Genomic DNA, 26,610 nt, shown 5'->3' on the forward strand with positions numbered 1-26,610 from the left:
GCTGTGACATTAGTCAGGCCTTTTTTGTTGAAGGAGAATTGAATGGAAATAGTAAAATATCCCGCTTTTTTCACCCCCACAGAAAATGAAATTCAAGTAGACTTTCCAGATTTACCTGAGGCATTTACCCAGGGAAAAACAATGAAAGAAGCAATGGAATTTGCAAAATTAGGACTTGCAATTACAGTTAATGACAAATTAGGGCATTTTGAAAAAGCACCGCACCCGAGTGATTTAAAAAGTCTTCAAGCAAAAAATCCACAGAAGATTATTAAAATAGTAACGGTTGACTTAGACCAGTACTAAGTTAAAGAAATATTAAAAAGTCTAAATCGAATTGCGTCAGTCTTCTATTCACGATAAAATAGTTAAGATTGTTTTTATTCGATTAAATAAAAAGGTAGGATTGCAACAAATCATGGAGGAAAATAAAATAAATGATTTGAGCGGTACCGCGGTTAAAAAAGATGCTCGCGAAAAGATGTTGAGTGGATCAGCTTGGATGACTGCGGGAAGTATTACTTCACGGATATTAGGAGCAATTTATATTATTCCATGGGTAACATGGTTTGGCGCCTATAGTAATGAAGCTAATGCATTATTTGCTCAGGGTTATAATATCTATTCGTACTTCTTAGTAATTGCAACGGCGGGGATTCCATCAGCAATCTCAAAACTGGTTGCACATTACAATGGGATTAATGAGTATGGTGTTAGTAGGCGTCTATATCACTCAGGAATGTATGTTTCAATGGTGATGGGGATGATTTGTGCTATTATTATGCTCTTTGGGGCTTCGTTAATGGATAACGGAGACCCGAATGTTATTCCAGTTATCCAGTCTTTAGCATGGGCGGTTTTGATTATTCCAGCAATGTCGATCACGCGAGGCTTTTTACAAGGTTATAATTGGATGGCACCATCGGCAATGTCACAGTTTGTTGAACAACTTTTTAGGGTTATTTACATGCTTGCTGCCACATATTTTATTATGAAGATCAAGCATGGAAGTTGGGTTAGTGCTGTTACCCAATCGACGTTTGCGGCATTTGTTGGTGCACTTGGCGCCATCATTGTGTTAATAATTGCATGGTTACGTCACCTAAACGAGATGAATGAGCTCGTTCAACATAGTGTATCTAATGCTGAAGTTTCAACTACGAGCCTAATTCTTAAAATTGTTTATCAATCAATTCCGTTCATCATTATTGAAGGTGGGATTAATCTTTATCAATTAATTGACCAATATACGTTCCCACGGATGATGTCAATGGTTGGTCACTTTTCCCATTATCAGGTTACAGTGTTATACGCGCTTTTTTCATTTAATGCTAATAAGCTATACATGATCGTAATTTCGTTGGCATCGGCAATGGCGGCAACAGTGATTCCACTGCTTGCAACTGCTAGAGCTCAAAATGATCATGAGGGGATGCGCAAGCAAATTCAAAATGTTCTCCTGTTATTTTACTTTGTAATGATTCCGGCAGCGTTAGGGTTATCTGCCGTTTCACAGCAAATTTACACTGTCTTTTATCGTTATGATGCAGCAGGGGTAGTTGTTCTTCAAGTATCCGCCTATATCTCAATCTTACTCGGCCTCTACACGGTAGGAGCAGCGATGATGCAGGGAATATCTGAAAATAAAAAAATGATGACTTTCCTTGGTATTGGTATAATCGTAAAATTTCTTGTTCAGTTTCCATGTATTTGGATTTTTGAGGGGGTTGGTCCGTTAGTAGCAACTGGAATTTCAATGTTTGTTGTTAACTACTTGATCCTTCATTCTTTTAATATGGAATTTAATCTTCGTTTTGATAAGATGGCTGTTCCGACAAATCAAATTTTGGCTTATTCATTGGTAATGTTTGTTGGAACCAAGATTGTAATGTTGATTATTGGGCACTTTGTTAGTTCATATGGTCGTTACACAGCGTTTTTCTCGCTGATTCCAGGAGTACTGGTTGGTGTAGGTATTTACTTATACCTAATTCTTAAGTCACGTTTAGCAGACCGGTTGCTTGGCCCACGAGTAGAAAGATTGCGTATATTATTGCATATAAAATAAGGAGTTAAGATTTTAGTTGCATTAGTGCAGCTGAATCTCAACTCCTTTTATTATTTAGTTCAAAAAGCCAATATGATGATCATCTTCAAGTTTTTCCATCTTCTTCATAAAAGCCGGTAAAGCACGACTGATTTGGTGAGGAAGAACAATATATTGACTTTCAGCAATCTTTTCGGCAATCGCACTGTGCACATAAACGGCGGCAAGAACAGCCTCAGCGGGTTTATCGTTGAACTCGGCGGTAAAGCCACCAACAATTCCAGCTAAAGTATCACCCATTCCACCGACCGCCTGTGCAGGTGTTCCAATTGGTAATTGATATACTTGATTGCTAGTGTAAATTTCGGTGTGATGTTTCTTTAAAACAACTGTGGCTCCTAGTTTTTGCTGAGCAATCTTATTTTTGTCTTCTGTCTGTTCACCAATTTTAATTCCTGATAGCCGTTGCCATTCCATTTCGTGGGGGGTATAGATAATATTACCGTGCGGTTGATCGATATTTTCGTGTGCCATTAGGGTGATAGCCGAACCATCGATAATAACATTTTGTTGGTCATTAGTATTGGCAAAAACATTTTTTAATATTTGAAGGCTTGATTCATCATCGCCAAGGCCAGGTCCAACGACTACACTGGTAGCTGCTTGAACAAGATCAGCAACTTGCTTATCATTAGTAAAATCAGCAAACATTGCTTCCGGTAATTGTGAATGGAGGGGACTGGAATTACTTTTATCAGTGGCGGTTGTCACTAATCCGGCACCAGCACATACAGCAGCCATTGATGCCATGATGATTGCTCCCCCGAAGTTGTGATTACCGCCAACTAGGGTCACCTTACCAAAAGTTCCTTTAAAACTATTTTGCGGTCGCGGTGTAATAACATCTTTAAGGATTTGGTCAGTAAGCTTTTCCACGTTTAAGACTCCTTATTATTTATTTACTAAACAGTTTAATGGTATCATTAAAATTAGTCAAAGTAGAATATTTTGGAGGGATTATAATGACTGAATGGATGAAAGCGGCTGAAGCACAGAAAGAAAACTATTTGAATGACCTCGTGGCGTTAATGAAGATTCCTAGTGTGCGTGATGATGCAGCTGCTACTGATGAATATCCGCTTGGGCCACGTCCGGCTCAAGCATTAAAAGCTTTTTTGGAAATGGCAGAACAAGACGGTTTTAAAGTAAAAAATATTGATAACCTTGTTGGCTATGCAGAGTGGGGTGAAGGTGACGAAACCCTAGCAATTTTAGCCCACCTAGATGTAATGCCAGCAGGCAAAGGGTGGGATACAGACCCCTTTGATCCTGTAATTAAGGATGGAAAATTATATGGACGAGGAGCTTCAGATGATAAAGGACCTGGAATGGCTGCTTATTATGCTCTCAAGTATCTGAAAGACCAAGGTATTAAGTTTAATAAAAAGGTTCGTTTTATTGTCGGCACTGACGAAGAAAGTAATTGGACCGGGATGCACCGGTACTTTGAAGTTGAGCCGGCGCCAACGCTTGGTTTTTCTCCAGATGCTGAATTCCCAGTAATAAATGGTGAGAAGGGGCAGGTTTCGTTGTTACTTGACGTTCCTGCTGGCAATGGAGATGCATCGACGCAACTCATTAATTTTGAATCTGGTTTGCGGTTTAACATGGTTCCTCGAGAAGCTGTTGCGATTATGCGAACGGACAATCCACAAGAAATTACTAATGATTTTGGTCACTTTATTGAGGAAAACCCGGTAGACGGCAATATCGAATCGACTGATAGAGGGCTTAAAATTACCGTTATTGGTAAGGCTGCTCATGGAATGGAGCCGGAGAAGGGAATTAACGCTGGAACGTACCTTGCTAAATTCTTGAATCAGTATGATTTTGCCGGTGGTGCTAAGAGCTTTATTGAATTTCTTGCCGACTACCTTCACCTCGATACCCGAATGAACGGCTTCGATGGTGGTGCCTTTGCTGATCCGGTAATGGGTGAATTAACGATGAACGCTGGAATTTTAAAGTTTGATGCAGCTGAAGGTGGGCATATTGATATGAACTTCCGCTTTCCTAAAGGGGTAACTCCAGATAACTTAGAAAATACCGTTAAGAGAGTTGCAGATAAACTTAATATCGATGTTAAACAAGGACCGGCACAAGAACCGCATTATGTTGATCCTGATGACCCAATTGTTAAGACACTAATGCAGGCTTATATTAATCAGACTGGTGATACTGATGCTAAGCCTGAAGTTGTAGGTGGTGGTACCTATGGTCGTCTTATGAAACGGGGGGTAGCATTTGGGGCATTGATGCCGCATACACCAAATACAATGCACCAAGCCAATGAATACCAGCCAGTTAACGACCTAATTACATCGATGGCTATTTACATGGAAGCGATTAATAATCTCGTTACAGAATAAGATTGTGCTAAAATAAAAGCAGAATAAGGTATGGAGGTGTCAAAAATGAGTTATCAAAAAATTTTAGTTGGTATCGATGGATCAAAACAGTCTGATATGGCGTTTACCAAGGCAATTGATGTTGCAAAGACAAATGATGCAAAATTATACTTATTGAGTATTATTAATGGTGAGCGCTACCCAACAACGGGGCCAGGTGGATATGGTTTTGTTAGCCATAGTATCTATGATTCAGCTGTTGAGACGATGCAAAAGAAGTTAGCAGCCTATAAGAAGAAAGCTGCAGCAGCAGGAGTTAAAGAAATCGAAACGGCTGTCGAAATTGGTAATGCCAAGGTTGAACTTGCCGAACATTATCCTCAAAAAAATGGGATTGATTTAATCATTATTGGCGCAACCGGCTTAAATGTTGTGGGACGACTACTTGTTGGTTCGACAGCAGCGTATACTATTCGCGAAGCTCCTTGTGATGTAACAGTGGTTAAAACAAATTTGGAAAACCAAAAGTTAGACATTAAAGAATCAACGTATCCAGAGATGTAAAATTAACTGAGTAAATAATTTAATATTTGAGATATAAGAGAAGCCCTTTAAATCAGCAAAGATGTTGGTTTAAAGGGCTTTATTAAGTTGTGGCTTTAAGCAGTTAAGATAAGAGATGATCTTAATTATCAATTTGTTTTACTTATAAAAATGCAAATTCACAATTTTTACGTATATATATTAATAGGACGTTGTGAAGGAGTGTTTTTTATGATGTTAAAACAACAAATGATTATCGGTGCGATGATTATGTTAATGGGCTTAAGCGGGCAGGGTGTTAAAGCAGACAGTTTACAGCAGGCTGCACGGCATGATGCTAGCGAAGCAGTAAAAGATTTTTGCCAAGTTGATGAGGAAGAGTTGGCAAACCACGATGAAGAATACATTAATGCCTATTTGACAGAATACGAGCAAGCTTTAAATGAATATGCGACATCAGTGAATCACGGATATAAAAATGTAATCGATGATACAGTTGATCAATCAGCGGGTGAGAGCGATGAAAAAGAGACAAGGGATAAAACAACGTTGCAGAACCGCGAAAATAATTTAAAAGTTGATGATCATATTTACCCACCGCAATTACCATCAGATTACCAAGCAAAATTCATCAATCGAATAGCAAAAGCAGCGCAGAAGATTGGGCAAGAATATGATTTGTATCCCTCCGTTATTATTGCTCAGGCGATTTTAGAGAGTGATTGGGGAAGAAGTACTTTAAGTCGTGCGCCATATTATAACCTATTTGGAGTCAAGGGATATTTTGCCAACCGTACAATAAATCAACCGACAATTGAATATGACCGTCACGGTAGGCAGTTTACGATTTTTAGTAATTTCTGTCAGTATAAAAATGAAAGTGAATCATTACGAAACTATGCAAAGACTCTTGAAGCACCGTTATATAGCGGAGTCCATCGCAAAAAGGCAACAAACTATCGTATTGCAACAAAGGCATTGTTAGGATGCTATGCGACTGATCCAGATTATGATCAAAAATTAAATAAGTTAATAGATACGTATCAGTTAACAAAATATGATCTGTCCCCTCATGATAATAAAAGTGTTAAAGCCTTGCCAATTTCTAATAATAATGAAAATATTAGGCCAATACCGATGGTGAGTAAGCATTCGGTAAAAGCAAAGAAAGATAATAATCATGTTCCACATTATTTATCATTATTAGGTGGGTTGGGAACAGCAGGAATCATTGAATTTTGGCATAAACTAAAAGGGCAAAGAGAATAGCCTTTATTAGTGATAATTAGTCAGTAGTTAGTTTTTAAAATAGAAACGAGGCTGAGTTGATTCCCAGCCTCGGTCACTAATATATTATCGTAATGTTTTTAATCGCTCATCAATCATTCCTAGGACGGTTTCAACATTCTTAGGGTTTTCAAGATCATAGCGTTCTAAATCAATTTTCATTTTTGGACTAGCATCATAATCCTTATACCATTGTTTATAGGCACTCCACATTTTGTAGTAATAATCCTTTAGTTCTGGATTAGTATCGATTTGTTCATAATCGCGACCACGCTTTTTGATACGGTATAAAATTGTTTCAAAGTCGGTTTCTGAATAAACCATCAAGTCTGGTGCTCGTTTTGGCAACTGTTGTAGGTCGTTCATCATGTTGTCTAAGAGCTTTAAGTAAACTTCTAACTCTGTATCGCTGATATTGCCCTCTGCGTTGTTTTCACGTGTAAAAAGTGCATCTTCATAGATTGAACGATCAAGCACATTATTGTCATCAGTTAGTGCCTGTTTAATCATTGAGAACCGCTTGTTTAAAAAATAAATCTGGAGTAAAAAGCCGTATTGCTTTGGATTCTTGTAGTACAGTGGTAAAACTGGATTTTCTCCAACTGGTTCAAAAAATGCTTTTGTATGTAAGTGTTCAGCAATCTTTCCTGTTAGGGTAGTTTTGCCGACACCGATCATCCCTGCTGTAATAATCACCATAATGGCCCCTCTTTACTTTTTTGTCACAGAAACCATCTTACTACAAAATATTGTGGAAGAACATACTTAATTTTACAAGATTTGGTGGTTAGTAAAATTAATTTATCAAATTAAAAGTTATCACATCTGCTTTGTGAGCGTTTATAATATTAAATATCGGGTGACTAAATATTTAAAATTTAATCACGTGAAAAATTAACTTTAAGGAAGTACAGATGAGAAAAGAAAGCGAAAACGATAATCGAGTTCAGCTAACATTAGCAAAGCAACAAGGGACGTTAATTGAGGTTCATAATCTTCCTAATGATGATTACTTTAATGTTGGCTTTGTAGTTGCACTTGATCCAGTATTCTGCCTAATGATCAGTATCGATTGGGACGGAAAGATTAACGGTTTAATTGCAATTCGAATTAACAGTATTTTATATACCGAACGTCACAGTGACTATCTGACATCTGTCTCAGAAAAGACTAAAGTTGCTCATGATTATGGATACTTCGACATTTGGCAGGTTCAAAAATTCATTGATGACAATCCAGAAATTACCCAAGGAAATCTATTGTCAAATTTATTAGCAGACTCCTTTAATAATAAGCTACCGGTAGTAATTGGTACAGATAAATATAAAGGAAGAGATGATTTTACCGGGATAATTACAGAACTCGATACGATTAAGTTAACTCTCCATTATTTTAATGAACATGATTTATCATCATTATGGGAGTACGATGTATTACGTGCCAAAATTGATTACCTTCGAGTTCGGGGTGCACAAATGGCAACAGGCCAACAAATCCTTCAAGATATTTTTAAGGAATTATGATTGCAAATAAAACTAATTTAGTTTAAGGTAATTTAAATACTATTTAGCTTAATAAAACTGTTTACTAAAGAGGTTGGACAGCAATGAAAAAGAAGATAACGATTCGTGATTTAGCAAATGAAGCAGGTGTTTCAGTTACAACAGTCTCGCAAATCCTTAATAATAAGGGTGAACGCTTTAGCAAGGCAACCCAGGAAAAGGTTTTTGCGTTGCGAGATAAGTATAAATATGTTCCTGATTTTAATGCCCGTAATTTGATTTTAAAAAGCGCTAAGACAATAGGTGTATTAGTTCCTAATATTGCAAATCCGTTTTTTGGAACATTTGTTGAGGGGGTACAAAGTATTGCAAGAGAAGCTAAATTTATTCCATTAGTTTTTAGTGCAAATAAGGATCCCAAACTTGAAAAGTATTACCTTTCACAAATGATAGAGCGGTCAATTAGTGGCCTTGTTATCGCTAGTGCGACGATGACAACGGCAACAATAAAAGAGGTTATATCATTTAATGATATTCCGTATATTTTATTTGATCAAAACCATACCCAAGATGGCGACCGCGTGCAGACAAGTGACTATTTAGGGGGACAAATTGCGGCTAAACACTTATTAAAATTAGGACATAAAAAGATTGCTGTTTTGACGTCTGATAATCCGACTGAAAATTTAAATCATCGTATGAATGGTTTTAAAAAAGTAATTGAGAAAAGTGGTTTAACTATTATCGATTCTCACGATATTATTCGTGCACCACTTACAAAAGCCGGTGGGTATACAGCAGCAAAAGAAGTACTTGCTACTGGTGCCTCTGCCGTATTTGCTGCAAATGATGAAATGGCAATTGGGCTTCTTCGTGGTCTACATGAAAGAGGGATAAAAGTTCCAGAAGAGATGTCAGTGATGGGCTATGATAATATTTATTGGGACGATTATGTGTATCCTCGATTGACAACCGTTCAGCAGCCAATTTTTGATTTGGGTGCAGGTGCGACTAAAATGTTAATTGAACGGATTAATCATGATAGTGATGAAGCGCGTGTGCAAAGTTTTCCAGTAAAATTAATTGAACGAGATAGTACAGGCCCCTATCAACAAAAATAATATGGTATGATGGTACTACCAGTTAAATGATTGTTTATTCAAGGAGGAAATAAATAGATGACAAACCATGTAACAATTGTAGGGAGTTTAAACGTTGATACAACAATGAAGGTTAAGCGAATGCCATTACCTGGTGAAACAATTGCTGCTTTAGATAAAACTAATGCTGCTGGTGGGAAAGGTGCTAACCAAGCAGTTGCCGCTGCTCGTTCTGGTGCAGAAACGGCTTTTGTTGGCCAAGTTGGTGAAGATGCTGGTGGTGAAATGATGGTTCAAGCGTTGAAGGATAACAATGTAGATACGGCAGGTATCCATGTTGATCCTAAGGCTGGAACCGGCTCGGCTGCGATTCTATTAGATGAAAATGGTCAAAATAGTATCTTAGTATATGGGGGAGCTAACCAACAATTAAGTATTAAAGAAGTTGAAGACGCTCGGGATCAAATTGCTGCTGCTGATTTTGTTATTGCGCAATTTGAGACTCCGCAAGAAGCAACTTTACGGGCATTCCAAATTGCTAAAGAAAATGGTGTTAAGACAATCTTAAATCCTGCTCCTGCACATAAGATTGATCCTGAAGTATTAAAGCTAACTGATTTAATTATTCCAAATGAAACAGAAAGTTCTGCATTGACGGGAATAATTGTTACCGATGAAACTTCGATGTTAATGTCAGCTGCTAAGTTTGCACAAATGGGTGTTCGTAATTTGATTATTACGGTGGGAGCTAAAGGTGCCTTTTACTGTACACAAGATGGTTACAACTTTATTCCAGCTTTCAAAGTTAATGCAGTTGATACAACGGCAGCAGGTGATACCTTTATTGGAGCGTTATCATCACAATTAAAACCAGATATGAGTAACATTGAAAAGGCATTAGTTTACGCTCAACGAGCAAGCTCACTGGCAGTTCAAAAGCTCGGTGCATTGCCATCAATTCCAACTCATGATGAAGTTATTGCAGCTTCAAAGAATAACTAAATATTATATTAAAAAAAGGCTCAGGATGTTTATAACGATGTTCTGAGCTTTAATTTACGCAAAGACTACTTGCGCTTTTGATTTTGATTTAGTAAACTGTTGGACAAATAATGATGGAGGTTTTACTTGTGAAAGCAGAATTTATCCTTAAGGTAGTTACACCGCCGTTGATCATATTCGCGCTTTTGGTGTGGCTGACAATTGAACATTATATTTCAGGATGGGTAATGTACTTACTGTGGGTGATCGGCTTTGTAATTGCTAATATTATCGTAACTAAAATTTCAACCCGCTGGAGTATCCAACGAATGCGTGAAAAGCGAGCAAAGGAAGAGCAAAAGAAGAATGAGAATGATTAAAAAGTCTTGGGCGTTTAGGGTTGTCTTAATAGCATTAATGTTGATTGCCATTGAGATTCCACCAATTGTGGTTAATTTTGCAATCCATTACGCAAAAACAAGCCAGCTTGCAGTTTATGGCTTTATGATTTTATTTATATGCTTAATGTTAGCGATTATTTGGTGGGCTCGTCGGACTTATCACACCTATAATCAGTTAGGTTCGCCAGCTGGTATTAAAATCAGGTGGATTATTGGTGGGTATTTAGCAATTATAGTCGGAATGGACATTTTAAGTTTTTTTAATCAATTAATCTATCATCAAACTGAAACGGCTAATAATGCTGCTTTAGGAAGTATGCTTGGTCATAGTCCAATTATTACTGTCATTTTTGTATTTTCAGCCGTTATTTTAAGCCCTATCGCAGAAGAATTGATTTTTCGTGGAACACTTACCAATATGTTTTTTAGACGTGGCAATATTTGGCCTAAGGCAATTCTTTCAGGTATTGTTTTTTCAACTGGACATATGAGTACTAATCCGATTAGTTTTATAATTTATGCTTATATGGGGTTGATTTTGGCACTTGTTTATTTAAAAACGGGTGATATTCGTAATTCAATTGCAGTTCATATAATTAATAATAGCATTGCGATGTACGTTCTTTTAATGCAGGTTAGTTAATAATATGTTATTGTAATCGCTTTCTAAAATAAGTATAATATAAATGTGGAAAGAAAATTATGAGGATAAATTTTTCTCCTATTATTTGGCGTTGAAGGCATTAAAGTAGGCGAGAAGCAACGTAAGCGTGACTAGGAATCCCGTGTTAAGTATTTATGTAATTAATATAACAGGTCACCAGGGTGCACCAAATAATAGATTAATACGACTTTGCGGAAGTTAGAATCAAAAATGGATTAAATATTAGTTCCTAAGCAAAGTGGTAGATTCTTTCCGTATTAGTGAAAGAGGCTGGAAAATATCCAGTCTCTTTGTTATTTTAAAATGGTAATGATATTAGGAGGAATAATAAATGTTTTTATCCACAGAGGGGTTTCCGCAAGCACACCGTATTTTAGGGATCGTTAATGCAACTAGTCATTTGGCAATGCCAACTGAAGCAATTGATTCATTTGAGTCGATGGACCAGCTATTTATTGATGTTCAAGAAAAATTAAAACGACGGGCAAGCGAAAAAGGAGCAGACGGTGTAGTTGAAGTTCGATTTACTACCAATGTCGCCAATATGCAGGTGGCACCAAAATTTTTGGTGTTAACGGCGTATGGGACGATGATTCAATTTATGAACTGAAACTTGACGGATACGTTGCAGAATAGGCACAATGATAATTAGGATTACAAGATGGCTTCAGTTGATTACTTAAGTCGTACTGGTAGCTGGGCGCTTAAACGGCGCTCTTTCTAGTTTTAAATGATACAATCACATAAATTGAGTGGTTTAAAATCAAAACGGCATCTCTTGATTGAGGTGCCGTTTTACTGTACATCAGTTTGTACATCAATTTTGAAATTAATTATAATAAGTTATAACTTCTCGTTATCTATAATATAGAAAGAGACAGAATTTTTAACTTTTCGATAACTCATTATAATAACTAATAATGCCTCAGGCAGGATTCGAACCTGTACATGGATAACCATACAACGACCTGAACGTTGCGCGTCTGCCAGTTCCGCCACTGAGGCACTAACTATTTTGTAACATTATTAAGTATAACGAATTCAGCAAAAATTACAAGCATTTTTTAATACTGATTGCGAATATGTCAGTTCCTGATTATACTAAAAAAGTGAGTAGATATGATTTGGGGTATTAACAATGAAAAAGAAAATTTATGAATCAATTATGGTGATTCTTGCTGTCGTTTCAATTTTATTGATTATCTTAGATTATGGATCAGTTATTAATATTAATGTAGGATATCCGGCATTATTAAATAATATTATACTGGTTGTCTTTACTGTTGATTATGTTATTCGCTTTTATTTGGCAAAAGATAAAAAGAAATTTTTTAAGCAGAATTTCTTTGATTTAATTTCTATTATTCCGGTAAATGCAACCTTTAATTTGTTCCGTTTTGCTCGAATCGCAAGGTTTGTTAGCGTTTTACGTATTTTTCGTCTTATCGGTTTAACCGGTAAGCTTAACCGCCTTCTCCAAACAAACGGTTTAATCTATGTAATGTATACGAGTGTGTGTATTCTTGTGGTATCAGCATCCATGTATTCAATTAGTGAGCATGAACCGTTTAGCTATTCATTGTGGTGGGCAATTGCTACTGCGACAACAATTGGGTATGGTGATATTTCTCCACATACTTTTTTAGGAAAACTTGCTGCAATCTTATTAATGGTTGTTGGGATTGGTTTTGTTGGTGTATTGACTAGTTCAATTACCAATTTCTTTATCCAGGATCATACAAGTGACCGAATGGAGGAAGTGTTGGAGAAATTGAATAAACTAGAAGAAGCGAATAAGGAGCTACAAGCTGAAATTAAGAAAATAAATAATGAAACTAAAGGAAGGGAATAAAAAATTAAGTTCTAGTTTTTTATTTGTGTTTGCTTAGGAGAGGTAATTTGATGAAGGCTTTATCAATTCGTCCGGAATATGCGATGGAAATTCTTAATGGAGTTAAGACAGAAGAATATCGAAGCTGGACGACTCATTATCGTGGTGATCTTTTGATTTGCAATTCAGCTAAGAAGACACCTGGCGCAGTTGCTGGATATGCTTTATGTGTTGTAAAAATAACTGATATTGTAAAAAGAGATGACGGTGATGGTCCATATTATGCTTGGAAAATTGCGGCATTTGAGCAAGGAGGTTCTTATTGGATTAATCCGATCAAAGTGAAAGGACAACTAAAGTTATTTAATGTTGCTGATAGTTTAATTGTCCCTGCACCATTTACAAATCCATTTTCTCTTGATGGGCGAAAATGGTATCAACAAAAAATAGCCCCGTTAGTTTATTAAAAAGCATTTTTCTGGTTATCCAAAATATAGTTATCTGCTAGAAATAATTATATTTTGGATTATATTTGCCAGCAGCTAATCCCTAAAGCAATCACAAGGATAATGAAAAGCAGCACCGTTAAGTGAGGATTTCCAAATGTTTCCCGTTTAAGGCGAAAGGCAGTTTCCATTAGAATATAAGTAATCACTAAGTAAATAATCCATAGAATATCACTAATGAATAAACTTTTAAAATATAGAAATGCGTGGACAATTGAAACGAATAGTAAAATAAAATAGGATAGACGACTAAGTTCAAGCCAATTAGTAACTTTTCGTTCAATCTTTGCATGTAGGCCAATGGTAGTAGTAACTAGTAGAATTACGATAAGGATAGCCGCTATTATTTTTAACATATGGATAAACTCCTTTCGGCTTTGATTTTAGCATTATTATAATGAACTGACTATATGCTTTTGGCTTGAAAATATAGTAAAAAAAGTGTAAAGTACGTATATTACTTCCAAACAACAATATATATGAGGTGAAATTAAGTGGCAGATTTTGAAATTGGGGATATTGTAAAAGCTAAAAAATTTGGTCCTTTAGAACATGACTTTTCTGGTGTTGTTGAAAAAGTGTACACTAATTCAGTTATGATATCGATTCAAGATTATGACCCATCTGATAAGAGCGGGGTCAACGAATTAAACGGGCGTGCCGTTATTCGACAAAAAGATGCCAAGATGGTCAAGGCTGTTCCTCGCGAAGAAAAAGACGACGATGAGGAAGATAGTGATGAAAAGTCATCAAAAAAGAAGACGAAAAAATCTTCAAAAAGTAATGACAAATAATTATAAGAGGTATATACTAATTAAGTGTTGAACTTAGTTTAGTATATGCGGGTATAGTTTAGTGGTAAAACTTAACCTTCCCAAGGTTGCGTCGCGAGTTCGATTCTCGTTACCCGCTTATAATAAAGGACTGGTGAGAAAATTATATCTCCTCACCAGTCCTTTATTTATTTGCCCTTCATTAAAGTAGTCGTATTCCAAACTAACAGGCCAATTTGCATTATGCGAGCGAAATTCTACGAAGAAGTTTTTAACTGATACTTTATACATTAATGTTTGTAAGAACTTCTTGCATTGCGATTGCTGATTGTTGCATTTTTTCAACTTCATCAGTGGTTAACGGGTATTCAAGTACTTGTCCGATCCCTTGACTATTAATGATAGCTGGAGTACCGAGATAAATATTTTCAATGTTATATTGACCATCTAAGGGAGCAGAGATTGGCAGGACGATATTGCGGTTTTCAATAATAGCACGAGTAATTGCAGATAGGCATTTAGCAATCCCGTAAAAAGTAGCCCCCTTATTAGCGATGATCTTTCCACCTGCTTGATGCACCGCTTTTTCAATCTCCTTTTTCTCTGTTGAAGAAAGAGCTGTTAGATTTTTTAACGGTTTTCCGCTAACGGTAATTTCATTAAACGCGGCAAAGGATGTATCACCATGTTCACCCAACATAAGGGCGTCGATGACATTAACTGATAAGTGTAGCTTTTTGCTTAGAAAAACTCTTAAACGCAGCGAGTCTAAGGAAGTTCCGGTTCCAATAATTCGTTCTTTAGGGAAGCCACTGATTCGTTGGGCAAGAGTAGTTAAGATATCAACAGGATTACTTGAAATTACAAAGATTCCCGCAAAACCACTGGCGACGATTGGGTCAATGATTGTTTTTAAGATTGTCGCATTTTTGTTTACAAGGTCCAGTCGCGACTCGCCCGGTTTACGGGCAATTCCAGCAGTAATTACAACGACATCAGCGTCCGCAGTATCTTCGTAGCTACCGGCGTAAATTTTAACCGGACTGGTGAGTGGGGTGATATCTGCTAGATCAAGAGCATCCCCTTCAGCCTTTTCTTTTGTCCGGTCAACAATTACTAACTCATCAATTTCATTGGTTGATTGTAGTAACGAAAACGCAAATGTTGAACCAACAGCGCCATCACCAATTAATACAACCTTATGCCTATATGTATCCAGCATTAGAATTCCTCCTGTTGCAACTCCTTTTGTGCATCCCAATGATTGATTGGACCGAATTTATGCCCAACCGTTAAGGGATTAGCAATTGCTGTATATACGGCATCTTTAGCCTTTGTAACAGCTATTTTAACACTATTTCCTTTAGCAAGCTCGGCAGCAATAATTGCTGAAAAACTATCACCAGTTCCGTTAAGACGAGTTGTTTTAACGAAAGGTTTTGAAAGCCAGAAATTATCGCCATTTTCAAGAAGAACGAAATCATCAACGGTTGTTTGGCTTTTATCATTATGGGCGCCTTTAATGATAACGTTTTTTGCTCCCAATTGTTGAAGAGAATGGGCAGCCGCCACTCGTTCTTCGTTAGTTTTCACTTCTATCCCTGTTAGTTTTTGCGCTTCGTAAAAGTTAGGGGTGATGACAGTTGCTAATGGAATAATTCGTTCGCGGAATAATTCATATGCAGATTGTTCTAGCAGCATAGCGCCATGCTTTGTGATGATAACCGGATCAACGACCAGTGGACCGAAGTCGGTTATGGAATAATTATCAGCAACAACATTAATTACATCATCATTAGCTAACATTCCAGTTTTAGCGGCTTTAATAGAAAAATCTTTTCGTAATACTCTAAATTGCTCAGCGATAAATTCTTTTGACATAATCTGTGAAGAAGTGATTCCGTATGAATTTCCAGAAACTGCTGCGGTCAAAATTCCGTGACCATAGACGCCATCTGCAAAAAAGGCATGGAGATCAGCTGGCATTCCAGCGCTGCCATCTGAATCATGACCTGCAATTGTTAAGGCTTGGATTGTGGGCTTTGTCATAAATAACTCATCAACCTTTCATTAGTATTTAATAATCATCATTGTAACATATAATAAATAAGAAAAAAGCAGCAACGAGCACCTTACCATTAGACCTTGTATTTAAGTGGGGATTTGTTATAATATTTAAGAACAAAACTCAAGGAGTAGTAATTTTTTAAGGATCTACAGCGACCCTATAGTTGATGAGAGTTAGGGGTTTCCTTAATTATGAAGGCGTGCCTTGAGTATTTTAACTAAATCAATAAATGAGTGGAATTCTAATTCAATTAGAGTGGTACCGCGGGAACTCTCGTCTCTAGTAAGTATAAGCTTATTGGAGACGTTTTTTATTTAAGGAGGAATTTATATATGAATGACAAGCAACAAGTAGCAGCAGCATTAGCACAAGCGCTACCAGAGATGGACATAAAAGAGATCGAAGCAAAAATTGAGCGGCCTAAAGATTCTAATAATGGAGACTATGCTTTTCCAACATTCTTCTTAGCTAAGATTTTGCATAAAGCTCCACAAATGATTGCTAGCGAATTAGTTGAAAAAGTTGACCAAGATGGCTTTGAAAAAGTTATTGTTGCTGGTCCATATATCAACTTTTTCCTTGATAAAGCTCAAGTCGGTGCAAAGATTTTACAAAGTATTTTAACTGATCCTGCCCATTATGGTGAACTTGATCTTGGTCACCAGGCGAATGTTACGATCGATTATTCATCACCTAATATTGCCAAGCCAATGGGAGTTGGACATTTACGTTCGACAATGATTGGTGAAGCAGTTGCACGGATTCTTGAAAAGGTTAACTATAACCTTATTCGAATCGATTATCTTGGTGACTGGGGTACACAGTTTGGAAAGATGATGGCTGCTTATAAGATGTGGGGTAATGATCCAGAAATTCAAAAGGGGTTAAAAGAAGACCCAATTGATACGTTGGTTAAATTATATGTACGGATTAATACCGAAGCAGAAGATCACCCTGAATACACCGAAGCAGGTCGAGATTGGTTTGCTAAACTTGAACATGGTGATGAAGAAGCATGGGAGATGTGGAACCGGTTTCGAAGCCTTTCATTAGAACGGTTCAACCGGGTTTATGATATGTTAGATGTTCACTTTGATTCATACAATGGTGAAGCTTTCTCCGCTCAAAAGATGGAAGAACCAATCCAATTATTAAAGGACAAGAACTTGCTTGAACAAAGCCGGGGTGCACAGATTGTTAGCCTTGACCACTACAATCTTCCACCATTGCTAATCATTAAAAGTAATGGAACAACAACGTACATTACTCGTGATTTGGCGACAGCACTTTACCGGAAACGGATGTATGGATTTGCTAAGTCTATCTATGTGGTAGGGACAGATCAGGACACATACTTCCGTCAATTGAAGTTAGCATTAAAAGATATGGGCTTCAATTGGTGGGATCAAATTGAACACGTTTCATTTGGTTTGATGAACTTGAATGGTAAAAAGATGTCTACACGAAAAGGAAATGTTGTTTCCCTTGAAGACGTTTTAAATGATTCAATTGACTTAGCACGAAAGCAAATTGAAGAAAAGAATCCTGACCTTGAAAATGCTGATGAAGTTGCCCAACAGGTTGGTGTCGGTGCTGTTATTTTCCATGATTTAAAGAACTATCGGCGGAACGCGGTTAACTTTAAGCTTGAAGATGTGGTTAAGTTTGAAGGAGAAACTGGCCCTTACGTTCAATATGCTCATGCACGGGCAGAAAGTATTTTACGGAAGGGTGGTATTCGGGACTTCAGTAATGTTGACCTAACTAAAGCTGGTGCCGAAGCCTGGGAATTGATCAGTTTCTTAGGACAATACAGTGAAGCTATCAAGCGGGCTGCCTTAAATTATGACCCATCGGTAGTTGCTAAATATACCCTTGAATTAGCGAAGAAGTTTAATCAATACTACGCACATACGCGGATTCTTGAAGATGATGAGGCCCAACCAGCACGGTTAGCTGTAACGCAAGCTGTAAGTAATGTTCTAAAGTCTGCTCTTGACCTACTTGATATCAAAGCTCCGGATGAGATGTAATGATCGTCTAAGGTTGGTTTGTTTAAAGCTGAGCCAGTTATATTAATATAAAAACAGTAAAGAGACTGAGTTAAATTCCAGTCTCTTTATGTCTTTAAATAGCATAAGTTATGTTAAGAAAGGTTAGCAGTTACCGTTTAATTTAAAGTTAAACTATTGCTAAAACTATTTTATTACTTTAGGAATATGATAAAATAATGGGCAGCTTTTTGAATGAAAATGGAGAATTATGAATGAAGCGAGAACCACAATCAAATTCAGATTTAAAAGAGCGCCTTTTAAGATGGTGGAAACAGGCATGGCAAGTATTTAAGGCCTGGTTTAAACACTATTGGCAGCTTTTTGTAGCAATGCTTAAAAAATTCTGGCATCGTTACCAATTAACCCGGTGGATCATTGTAATTTTACTAGGGATCTTCTTACTTACCAGTATTCACCTGACATTTGTGGCTAAGACTGCTGACGTCAAAAACCTAAAAAATCGTTTGCAACGGCCAACAATGATCTATGACCGAAGTAACCAGTCAGCTGGAAGTCTTTATGCGCAAAAGGGAACTTATGTTGAGCTGAAGAATATCTCGTCAAATGTTCCTGCCGCGGTACTTTCAACAGAAGACCGTAATTTTTACCATGAGCATGGATTTTCAGTTAAAGGTCTAGGACGGGCTGGCTTTCTACTAGTTAAAAATAAACTTCTCCACCGTGATTATATTTCTGGTGGGGGAAGTACTTTAACCCAACAACTAGTTAAAAATGCTTTTTTAACCCAACAACAAACTTTTTCACGTAAAGCACGGGAAATTTTTATTGCAATCGAAGTTGAAAACCAATACAGCAAAAATGAAATTCTAACAATGTACCTTAATAATGCCTACTTTGGGCATGGGGTATGGGGGGTTCAAGATGCTGCCCGCCGTTACTTTGATGAGAATGCAAGCCAATTAACGGTTCCGCAAGCCGCAACTTTAGCGGGAATGCTGACCTCCCCGGGAATATATGACCCAATTGAACACCCAAATGCGACAAAGCAACGACGAAATATGGTTCTCCAACTGATGGTCGAAAACCACAAGTTGAGTCAAAGTGCTGCAAATCAGTACAAGCGGACACCGCTTAGTATTACTAATGGTTATGTTCCTAATGATAGCTATAAATATCCATATTTCTTTGATGCGGTTATTGCCGAAGCAGAGAGCCGTTACCATATTTCAGAAAAGGATATTATGAATAATGGCTATCGAATTTATACTACGCTTGACCAAGATCAGCAACGTTCAATGCAGCAAACTTATGACGATGATGATAACTTCCCGCAAGACTCAGCAGATGGAACGATGGTTCAGTCGGCTTCCATTGCAATGAATCCGAAGAATGGCGGAGTAACAGCAGTCGTAGGTGGACGAGGCAAGCATGTTTTCCGTGGATTTAACCGTTCAACTCAAATGCGTCGTCAACCAGGTTCAACAATAAAGCCAATTGTGGTCTATACACCAGCTCTTGAACATGGTTATTTCTACGATTCAAATTTACAAGATAAAAAGCAATCATACGGTACTAATAATTACACCCCCAAAAACTATGATGATACTTATAGTGGAACGGTGCCAATGTATAAGGCCTTGTATGAGAGTTTAAATGCACCGGCAGTATGGCTATTAAATAAGATTGGTGTTAATCGTGGATATGATATGGCGGAGAAATTTGGCTTACCAGTCGAAAAGGGAGATAAAAACCTTGCTCTTGCTCTTGGTGGAATGACCAAGGGGGTATCACCACAGCAAATGGCACGCGCATATGCTGTTTTTGCTAATGATGGATTAATGCCGTCTCCTCACTACATTACTAAGATTGAAGATGCTTCGGGAAAGGTTATTGCTAAAAATGATGGTACAAAGAACAAACGAGTTATTTCTGGCAAGACCGCTAAAGAAATGACTAGTATGCTGATTGGTGTATTTGCTCATGGAACCGGTGAGTCCGCTAAGCCAAGTGGTTACACGATTGCTGGTAAAACAGGAACAACTAATTCAGGAGTTAAAGGCGATGACTCTAATGATCGTGATAAGTGGATTGTTGGTTATACTCCTGATGTTGTGGTTGCAACTTGGGAAGGATACGATGATACAAATCAGAGTCATACATTAAATGATATTTCTGAACGAAGTATTAATTATCTTTACAAAAATGAAATGAGTGCAATCTTGCCGAATACTGCTGGAACTAAGTTTACGGTAGAAGATGCCCAGACAAGGGCAAATGAAAAGACAAAAGGATCATCAAAAGGGTGGGGCTCGTTCCTCAAAGATGGTGACAACTTTGTAAATAACTTTAGCCAGTCAATTAATAATTTTGGCAATAAGGCAAGTCAATGGTGGAGTAATGTTCGATCGCTTTTCTAGGAGAATATGATACAATAAAAACAAGAATAGTATAAAAGGAGATTTTTCAATGGTTGTAAATATTTACGATACTGCAAATGAACTCAGTCGCCAATTACGCGAAACACAAGAATACCAAGGATTACAAAAGGCTTTTGAAGCCTTAAAAGCTGATAGTGCTACTTTTGATACGTTCAAAAAGTTCCAACAAGCTCAAGCGGATGCACAACACAAACAAATGGCTGGTCAGCAACCATCTGATGATGAAATTAAGAAGATTCAAAACCTTGCTAAAGAAGTTAGTGGTAAAAAGGTTGTTCAAGATTTGATGAACCAAGAACGACAAGTTGACAGTATGCTTCAACAATTGAACAAGACCATTACAAGTCCAATTCAAGATCTTTATAGTGAAGTAATGCCAAAAATGCCAGGACAAGAATAATTAATCTCATTTAATGAGTAAGGGGCTGAGAAAAATGTAGAATTTTTCTCAGCCTCTTCATTAATTTAAGGTAAATATTTAATGATGGAGAATTAATTATGCGATTTATTCATACAGCAGATTTACATCTTGATAGTCCTTTTTTAGGGTTGACAGCGATGCCTCGATCGTTGTGGAAACGTATTCATTCATCTACTTTTACAGCTTTTCAGAAAATTGTCGATGATGCGATCGAGTTACAAGTTGATTTTGTCCTGATTAGTGGCGACATCTACGACCGAGATTCGCAGAGTATTGCAGCTACTGATTTTTTTACCAGGCAATGTGAACGTCTTAACCAAGCACAGATTCCTCTTTACTTGCTTTATGGAAATCATGATTATCAGGTCGTTCACGGAAAGGATGGATTGCCAGCTAATGTTTATGTTTTTGGCAATCGAGTAACCACCACGACTATTACACTAGCAAATCATGAAACAGTTGCGATTTCTGGTTTTAGTTATGATCAACGCTGGATTAGTGAGGATCCGTTAATAAAATATCCTCCAAAAAGGAAAACAACTTGGCATATTGGGATGTTACACGGGGCAGTTCAACAGAACCAAGATAACCACTACGCCCCGTTTACCATTTCTGAATTAGAAGCTAAAAATTATGATTATTGGGCGCTCGGTCATATCCATAAGCACCAGCTACTTGTTGCTAATCCACCAATCGTTTATAGTGGCAATCCTCAGGGACGACATAAAAATGAAGCCGGTCAGCATGGTTATTACCTAGTTGAAAGCCAAGGCAATAAACTTATCCCGCAGTTTAAGCCGGTTGCTGAAATCGAGTGGTCAACGATAAAGGTTGCTGCGATGTCGACCGCGAATTTAGCAGAATTGGAACGATTTCTATCTCAAAAAGTTATAGAAGCAGTTAAAAAAACACCATTCCAGCTTGTTGAACTTTTAATTACCAAAAGTGACCAGCTATCACCAGCAATTCAACACCTGCTTATTAATGGGGATGTGCTTGAACACCTTCAGCGTCAAAATGCAGATAATAATCAATGGTGGATCTATAATTTATTAGTTCATCAGTCAAATTCACTACCATCGATGACTGACTTAGATGAAGATTATTGGCAGCAAGCCGCTAACGAGGTATTTGTTCCTGCTAAGATTGCTGAGTTGACGGCAAGTTTAGCCCGAAATGCGGATTTAGCAAGTAAGTTAACGACTCTTGACCTTCAACAGTTAAAACGGGCAACAACTCAATTATTACGGCGGGAGGATTAGTAAATGAAAATTAAAAAAGCCCATATCGATGGTTTTGGAAAATGGCATGACCAAGATTTTGATTTTACAGCTAACCCACAAATAATTTATGGTCCGAATGAGGCAGGGAAAACAACTTTAATGGCCTTCTTAGTTAGCATTCTATTTGGTTTTGCTGATGGTCGAGGTAAGAACCGCTTTGCCCAATATATTCCTAAAAATACATCTAGCTATGGCGGCAGTTTGCAGGTTGAAGCTAATGGCGAAGATTACTTAATTAAGCGGCAACGTGGCCGTAATGGAGGAAAAGTGACGGTGATAGATTCGCAGGGAAACCAGGGCGGTGAACAAGAATTAAGGAATCTAATTGGTACAATGGATCGTTCACTTTACCAAGCACTATTTAGTTTTGGTCAACGTGATTTAGCAGTAGTTGATGAGGTCAACCGCGATGAATGGCAGCAACACTTGCAACAACTTGGTGCAGTCGGGAGCGCCCAATGGGATAAACTGATTAGTCAGTATCAAAAACATGCGGATCATCTTTATAAACCACGAGGACGAAAATGGCCCTTAAACCAAGATTTACATCAGTATACGGTTTTGACGGATAAAATTAAGCATGTTCGGGGAAAATTTCAACATTATCAGGATTTACAGACAGATCTAAAAAATAATCAAAAAGTACTGCAACGTACACAATCAGAACTGGCTAATCAAAAGCCTGCCTTACAGAAACTTGAGCATTTACACCAACTATGGCCAGTTTATTCTAAATGGCGAAATAATCAACAAATAGACAAGTCTGTCAATTACTTAACCGACCAGCAGGTTATGGCAGTCCAAAAACTCCAAGTAAAAGAAAAGGAAATTCACCACCAACAAGAAGAGTATCAGCAACGGTTAACACTTCTTAATACTCATCCCTTATCAACACAAACTACGCACCACGTTCAGGAACTACAACGGCTTAAAGAACGAGTAATTGAATTACAGGCTACAGGAGCGTTACAGCAACGTCAACAGGATCAGGTTAAGGATTGGCAACATGAATTGAATTCGATTAAAGGACATTATCATTATCCATTACCAGCGCCATTAACTCCGCAGGCAAAAACTGAACTTATTCAGTTGCTTAATGGTAGTACGATTTCACGAATTGGGAATAATCAGTCAGCGGGCGATCTTTCACGTCCATCAATGATTGGCATTATAGGAGGATTTGTTCTTTTTATTATCGGTTTATTGGCTAACATTACCTTTCTTACGGCACTTGGGGCAATTGTGGCATTTGCAACGGTCATGTATCTTTATTATCGACGGCAAAAAGTAGATAAGGATTTTTCTCCGGTAAAAGATAATGCCCAGGAAATAAATGCATTTGGGCGCAAGCATGACTTAAGTGATTTTCCTGTTGACCAGTGGTTATTAATGCAGGGGGATATAGAACGGGCTGCTGAGTTATCTACCCAAGTAAAAGCTGCTGCACAAGATCAGCAGCAGTATAATCATCAACTTACGGTTTTTCGTCGACAACTATCGCCTGCTTTACAAACCCTGCCCCTTAGTTCGGTGAAGGCAAAGATTGATGACTTACTTGAACAGCGTCAACAGGCTCAGCAAGATGTCCAAGTAAATACGAGAGAAAAAGCAACAATTGCTAGTAATCTAGCTCGCCTTGCTCAAGAAGCCAATAAGATTCATCAACAAAAGATGAACCTTTACCAGCAGGCTGATGTTCACGATGATCAACAATTTGCGCAGTATCTGGCACAGCGGTCAGCGGCACAATCACAATCCCTTACTTCCGATGCTTATGGTCAGCAGCTAACTATCACCGACCGCCGAGAATTAGCAAAATACGTAAGTAAAGAAGAATTGGAGTCTGCACTTACACGCATGCAAGAGCAAATTAACCACCTAAATTTGACGATTACTAAGGCACAAACGAAAATTCAAAAGGATAAGGTAGAAATCACGAGCTTAGCTGAGGACGGTACCCTAAGTAATCTTGAACAGGAGCGGGCTAACTTAGCTACTAAAATTTGGCGTGAAGTACAGGAATGGCTTCAATATCAATTAGCGATAGAATGGATCAACAAAGCCCTTGTCAAAGCTTCAGCTGATCGGTATCCCGCAATCATTCGTCAAGCAGAACGATTCTTTTTTCTTTTAACGGAGAATCGCTATACTAAGATTGATTTAACTGTTGATGGGATCAAAGTTGTCCGTGCTGATCAAGAAGTCTTTTTGGTTGAAGAATTGTCACAGGGAACTGCTGAGCAACTCTATATTGCCCTGCGTTTAGGATTTGTAACTGTAATGAGCGATCAAGCAAATTTCCCAATAATTATTGATGATGGCTTTGTTAATTTTGATAATGTACGTCGTCAGCGCATGCTAAAGTTATTAACGGAAATTGCAAAGAAGAATCAAGTCTTGTACTTTACCGCTGATGACCGTGTGAAAAAATTGTCTGCCAGTGTTTTAGATTTGCAGGCATTAAATCATGAATAAATTATGAAGATGGTCTAAACATTTTTATACCATACTGGCATGAAAAATTAAGTGTGGTATATTGGATGAGTGAAGTTATCGAAAAAATATTTTATTTAAGGATGTGTTTCTTACATGAAATCCAAAAAGTTAATTGCAATTATTGCCGGGGCTGCTTTGATGATGCCCCTTGCTGCCTGTGGAAATAAGGCGGTTGCTACAACTAGTGGCGGTAAGATTACGGAGAGCGAATATTATAGCAGTATGAAGCAAACGAGCGCTGGTAAGCAAGTTCTCCAACAGATGATTCTGGATAAAGTTTTGGAAAAGCAGTATGGCAAGGAAGTTAGTGACAAGCAGGTCAATGCCCAATACAATACCTATAAGAGTGAATACGGGGATGACTTTAATTCTTACCTACAAAGTCAAAATTTAACTGAAAAATCCTTGAAACAACAGATCCGGTCAAACTTGCTCTTAACGGCTGCTGCTCGGCATTATTCTCACATTACTAACAAGCAGATTAACAAGCAATGGACAAAGTACGAACCAAAAGTGCAAACTGCTACAATCCTTGTGGGTAGCAAATCTGATGCAGAAGACATTATTAACCAATTAAATGATTCCAGCAATAAGTACAAGACTTTTAAGAAACTTGCTAAGTCTAAGTCAACAGATAGTCAAACAAAAAACAACGGTGGTAAGCTTCCTGCCTTTGATAATACTGATAATCAATTAGACTCTGCTTACAAGAAGGCAGCCTTTAAGTTAAAGACGGGTGAATACACGACAACGCCAGTTAAAACTGATGATGGTTATCAAGTTATCTACATGATTGAGCATCCTGCAAAGGGAAAGAAGAGTCAGCACATCAATGACTTGAAGAACCAAATTGTTCAAGAGAATATGAACAATCAAAACTTTATGCGGAAAGTTGTTTCTAATGTTTTGAAGAAGGGGAATGTTTCTATTAAGGAAAATGATGTGAAGAACATTCTTGATGATTACCTTAATTCTAATGCAACTACCAGTTCAACTAACCACAGTAGTTCAAATTCAAGTAATAAGTAATAAAAAAACAGCCTTATTGGCTGTTTTTTTATTACTTTTCTTTTTGATCAATTTTTAATACATCGAGAATAATCTGGATACGGTTTAATCGGGGTTGGGTCTTAAACTGCCATTTCTTAATGTCTCGCTCAATCTCTTTGACGAAATTGGTTACTGCCGGTAACGAATCTTGTAATTCGTTAATCCCTCTTTTTAATTGGGCTACATTACTGCTAAGGTGTTGAAAGTCGCTTTTGATTTCTTTCAGTCGTTGCATATTATGCTTCCTTTATTTGGTTAATGATTGCTTGTTGAATTTCCTTGTACTTTTCATCGTTATACTTGTTAGAATTATCTTTAAAAATCATTTTGAAGTCGTCATTGTCAGTATAACGGGGAACTAAGTGGAAGTGGGAGTGAAAGACCGATTGGTAAGCCACTTCACCATTATTATTAACCACGTTCATCCCTTTGATTGCCGGATTAGAATCCTTAACTGCCCGGGCAATCTTGGGAATTCGTGCGAATACTTGAGCGGCAAGATCAGCATCATAGGCAAATAAGTCGGGAACGTGCTTCTTAGGAATAACAAGCGTGTGGCCGGGTGTTCCTTGTGAAATATCGAGGAACGCCTTGACTACATCGTCTTCATATACTGTGTAACTAGGGATATCACCCTTAATGATCTTGCAGAAAATACAGTTATTATCCATGTTATTCACTCCTTTTAAAGATTAAACTTACCCTAAGTATACCGAAAAAAGTGTTGCTGTGCATGATTTAGGAAAAGAAATGACCTATGATATAATAAAACGATATGATTAAGTAGAAGTTAAGA

27 protein-coding genes and 2 tRNA genes are annotated in these 26,610 nt (G+C 37.6%); 21 read left to right on the plus strand and 8 right to left on the minus strand.

Annotated features, from left to right (window positions below; translation table 11 throughout):
* Positions 1-42: 42 nt before the first annotated feature.
* Positions 43-306, plus strand: a complete 264-nt coding sequence (locus H5S39_RS09305; protein WP_182595079.1) for a type II toxin-antitoxin system HicB family antitoxin — start codon at positions 43-45, stop codon at positions 304-306.
* A 112-nt stretch (positions 307-418) separates the two neighbouring features.
* On the plus strand, positions 419-2,068 hold the full coding sequence (locus tag H5S39_RS09310; protein WP_182595078.1) for a putative polysaccharide biosynthesis protein: 1,650 nt from the start codon (positions 419-421) through the stop codon (positions 2,066-2,068).
* A 54-nt stretch (positions 2,069-2,122) separates the two neighbouring features.
* Here the strand turns inward: H5S39_RS09310 and H5S39_RS09315 are convergent, their stop codons facing one another.
* Entirely contained in the window at positions 2,123-2,983 is an 861-nt protein-coding gene (locus H5S39_RS09315; protein WP_182595077.1) for an NAD(P)H-hydrate dehydratase, read from the minus strand.
* Positions 2,984-3,069: 86 nt separating this feature from the next.
* Between H5S39_RS09315 and pepV the strand changes: the two genes are divergently transcribed.
* The 3 genes from pepV (at position 3,070) to H5S39_RS09330 (ending at position 6,267) form a co-directional block, all read left to right on the plus strand.
* Positions 3,070-4,476 (plus strand): dipeptidase PepV, encoded by a 1,407-nt coding sequence (gene pepV / locus H5S39_RS09320; RefSeq protein ID WP_182595076.1) that lies wholly within the window; start codon positions 3,070-3,072, stop codon positions 4,474-4,476.
* Positions 4,477-4,506: 30 nt separating this feature from the next.
* On the plus strand, positions 4,507-5,019 hold the full coding sequence (locus H5S39_RS09325; protein WP_182595075.1) for a universal stress protein: 513 nt from the start codon (positions 4,507-4,509) through the stop codon (positions 5,017-5,019).
* Positions 5,020-5,229: 210 nt separating this feature from the next.
* Complete coding sequence (locus H5S39_RS09330; RefSeq protein ID WP_310735862.1) at positions 5,230-6,267, plus strand: glycoside hydrolase family 73 protein; 1,038 nt, start codon at positions 5,230-5,232, stop codon at positions 6,265-6,267.
* An 84-nt stretch (positions 6,268-6,351) separates the two neighbouring features.
* On the opposite strand, the gene H5S39_RS09335 is transcribed toward H5S39_RS09330, so the two are convergent.
* Positions 6,352-6,984, minus strand: coding sequence for a deoxynucleoside kinase (locus tag H5S39_RS09335; protein WP_182595074.1), 633 nt, complete (start codon positions 6,982-6,984; stop codon positions 6,352-6,354).
* Positions 6,985-7,199: 215 nt separating this feature from the next.
* Here H5S39_RS09335 and H5S39_RS09340 point away from each other — a divergent pair, with 215 nt between their 5' ends.
* From H5S39_RS09340 to H5S39_RS09365, 6 genes are all read left to right on the plus strand, one after another.
* Positions 7,200-7,808: a hypothetical protein gene (locus H5S39_RS09340; RefSeq protein WP_182595073.1), complete on the plus strand. Its 609-nt coding sequence runs from the start codon at positions 7,200-7,202 to the stop codon at positions 7,806-7,808.
* Between the two features lie 83 nt (positions 7,809-7,891).
* Positions 7,892-8,908 (plus strand): ribose utilization transcriptional repressor RbsR, encoded by a 1,017-nt coding sequence (gene rbsR / locus H5S39_RS09345; protein WP_182595072.1) that lies wholly within the window; start codon positions 7,892-7,894, stop codon positions 8,906-8,908.
* Positions 8,909-8,965: 57 nt separating this feature from the next.
* Positions 8,966-9,889 carry a ribokinase gene (gene rbsK / locus H5S39_RS09350; RefSeq protein ID WP_182595071.1) on the plus strand — a complete coding sequence of 308 codons (924 nt, stop codon included), beginning with the start codon at positions 8,966-8,968 and terminating at the stop codon, positions 9,887-9,889.
* Between the two features lie 113 nt (positions 9,890-10,002).
* Positions 10,003-10,248 (plus strand): hypothetical protein, encoded by a 246-nt coding sequence (locus H5S39_RS09355; RefSeq protein WP_182595105.1) that lies wholly within the window; start codon positions 10,003-10,005, stop codon positions 10,246-10,248.
* Positions 10,241-10,912: a CPBP family intramembrane glutamic endopeptidase gene (locus H5S39_RS09360; protein ID WP_182595104.1), complete on the plus strand. Its 672-nt coding sequence runs from the start codon at positions 10,241-10,243 to the stop codon at positions 10,910-10,912. The genes H5S39_RS09355 and H5S39_RS09360 overlap by 8 nt, the downstream gene beginning before the upstream one ends.
* A gap of 352 nt (positions 10,913-11,264) precedes the next feature.
* Positions 11,265-11,543 (plus strand): heavy metal-binding domain-containing protein, encoded by a 279-nt coding sequence (locus H5S39_RS09365; RefSeq protein ID WP_182595070.1) that lies wholly within the window; start codon positions 11,265-11,267, stop codon positions 11,541-11,543.
* A 311-nt stretch (positions 11,544-11,854) separates the two neighbouring features.
* Here H5S39_RS09365 and H5S39_RS09370 read toward each other — a convergent pair.
* A tRNA-Leu gene (locus tag H5S39_RS09370) sits at positions 11,855-11,938 on the minus strand.
* Positions 11,939-12,071: 133 nt separating this feature from the next.
* Here H5S39_RS09370 and H5S39_RS09375 point away from each other — a divergent pair.
* Complete coding sequence (locus H5S39_RS09375; protein ID WP_182595069.1) at positions 12,072-12,785, plus strand: ion channel; 714 nt, start codon at positions 12,072-12,074, stop codon at positions 12,783-12,785.
* A gap of 50 nt (positions 12,786-12,835) precedes the next feature.
* Positions 12,836-13,231 (plus strand): ASCH domain-containing protein, encoded by a 396-nt coding sequence (locus H5S39_RS09380; RefSeq protein ID WP_182595068.1) that lies wholly within the window; start codon positions 12,836-12,838, stop codon positions 13,229-13,231.
* Between the two features lie 59 nt (positions 13,232-13,290).
* Here H5S39_RS09380 and H5S39_RS09385 read toward each other — a convergent pair whose 3' ends face one another.
* Positions 13,291-13,626: a hypothetical protein gene (locus tag H5S39_RS09385; RefSeq protein ID WP_182595067.1), complete on the minus strand. Its 336-nt coding sequence runs from the start codon at positions 13,624-13,626 to the stop codon at positions 13,291-13,293.
* Positions 13,627-13,764: 138 nt separating this feature from the next.
* Between H5S39_RS09385 and H5S39_RS09390 the strand changes: the two genes are divergently transcribed.
* Positions 13,765-14,064, plus strand: a complete 300-nt coding sequence (locus H5S39_RS09390; protein ID WP_182595066.1) for a hypothetical protein — start codon at positions 13,765-13,767, stop codon at positions 14,062-14,064.
* Between the two features lie 47 nt (positions 14,065-14,111).
* Positions 14,112-14,182 (plus strand) — tRNA-Gly (locus H5S39_RS09395).
* 144 nt (positions 14,183-14,326) lie between these two features.
* On the opposite strand, the gene H5S39_RS09400 is transcribed toward H5S39_RS09395, so the two are convergent.
* Complete coding sequence (locus H5S39_RS09400; RefSeq protein ID WP_182595065.1) at positions 14,327-15,265, minus strand: L-lactate dehydrogenase; 939 nt, start codon at positions 15,263-15,265, stop codon at positions 14,327-14,329.
* Positions 15,265-16,092: a bifunctional hydroxymethylpyrimidine kinase/phosphomethylpyrimidine kinase gene (gene thiD / locus H5S39_RS09405; protein WP_182595064.1), complete on the minus strand. Its 828-nt coding sequence runs from the start codon at positions 16,090-16,092 to the stop codon at positions 15,265-15,267. Before thiD ends, H5S39_RS09400 begins: the two co-directional genes overlap by 1 nt.
* Positions 16,093-16,443: 351 nt before the next feature.
* On the opposite strand from thiD, the gene argS reads away from it, so the two are divergent.
* The 6 genes from argS (at position 16,444) to H5S39_RS09435 (ending at position 25,793) form a co-directional block, all read left to right on the plus strand.
* Positions 16,444-18,144 carry an arginine--tRNA ligase gene (argS, locus tag H5S39_RS09410; RefSeq protein ID WP_182595063.1) on the plus strand — a complete coding sequence of 567 codons (1,701 nt, stop codon included), beginning with the start codon at positions 16,444-16,446 and terminating at the stop codon, positions 18,142-18,144.
* Between the two features lie 233 nt (positions 18,145-18,377).
* Positions 18,378-20,543, plus strand: a complete 2,166-nt coding sequence (locus H5S39_RS09415; protein ID WP_182595062.1) for a PBP1A family penicillin-binding protein — start codon at positions 18,378-18,380, stop codon at positions 20,541-20,543.
* 49 nt (positions 20,544-20,592) lie between these two features.
* Complete coding sequence (locus H5S39_RS09420; RefSeq protein ID WP_182595061.1) at positions 20,593-20,964, plus strand: YlbF family regulator; 372 nt, start codon at positions 20,593-20,595, stop codon at positions 20,962-20,964.
* 98 nt (positions 20,965-21,062) lie between these two features.
* Entirely contained in the window at positions 21,063-22,247 is a 1,185-nt protein-coding gene (locus H5S39_RS09425) for a metallophosphoesterase family protein (RefSeq protein WP_182595060.1), read from the plus strand.
* A gap of 3 nt (positions 22,248-22,250) precedes the next feature.
* On the plus strand, positions 22,251-24,743 hold the full coding sequence (locus tag H5S39_RS09430; protein ID WP_182595059.1) for an ATP-binding protein: 2,493 nt from the start codon (positions 22,251-22,253) through the stop codon (positions 24,741-24,743).
* Between the two features lie 114 nt (positions 24,744-24,857).
* The gene (locus tag H5S39_RS09435) at positions 24,858-25,793 is read left to right on the plus strand and encodes a peptidylprolyl isomerase (RefSeq protein WP_182595058.1); all 936 of its coding nucleotides are present in this window, start codon (positions 24,858-24,860) and stop codon (positions 25,791-25,793) included.
* 31 nt (positions 25,794-25,824) lie between these two features.
* Here the strand turns inward: H5S39_RS09435 and H5S39_RS09440 are convergent, their stop codons facing one another.
* Together H5S39_RS09440 and H5S39_RS09445 are read right to left on the minus strand one after the other, a co-directional pair.
* A complete protein-coding gene (locus H5S39_RS09440; protein WP_182595057.1) occupies positions 25,825-26,049 on the minus strand; it encodes a hypothetical protein in 225 nt (74 codons plus the stop codon).
* Between the two features lies 1 nt (position 26,050).
* Complete coding sequence (locus tag H5S39_RS09445) at positions 26,051-26,485, minus strand: HIT family protein (RefSeq protein ID WP_182595056.1); 435 nt, start codon at positions 26,483-26,485, stop codon at positions 26,051-26,053.
* Positions 26,486-26,610 lie beyond the last annotated feature (125 nt).

This window comes from Limosilactobacillus rudii (genome assembly GCF_014145455.1).
Classification (GTDB): Bacteria; Bacillota; Bacilli; order Lactobacillales; family Lactobacillaceae; genus Limosilactobacillus; species Limosilactobacillus rudii.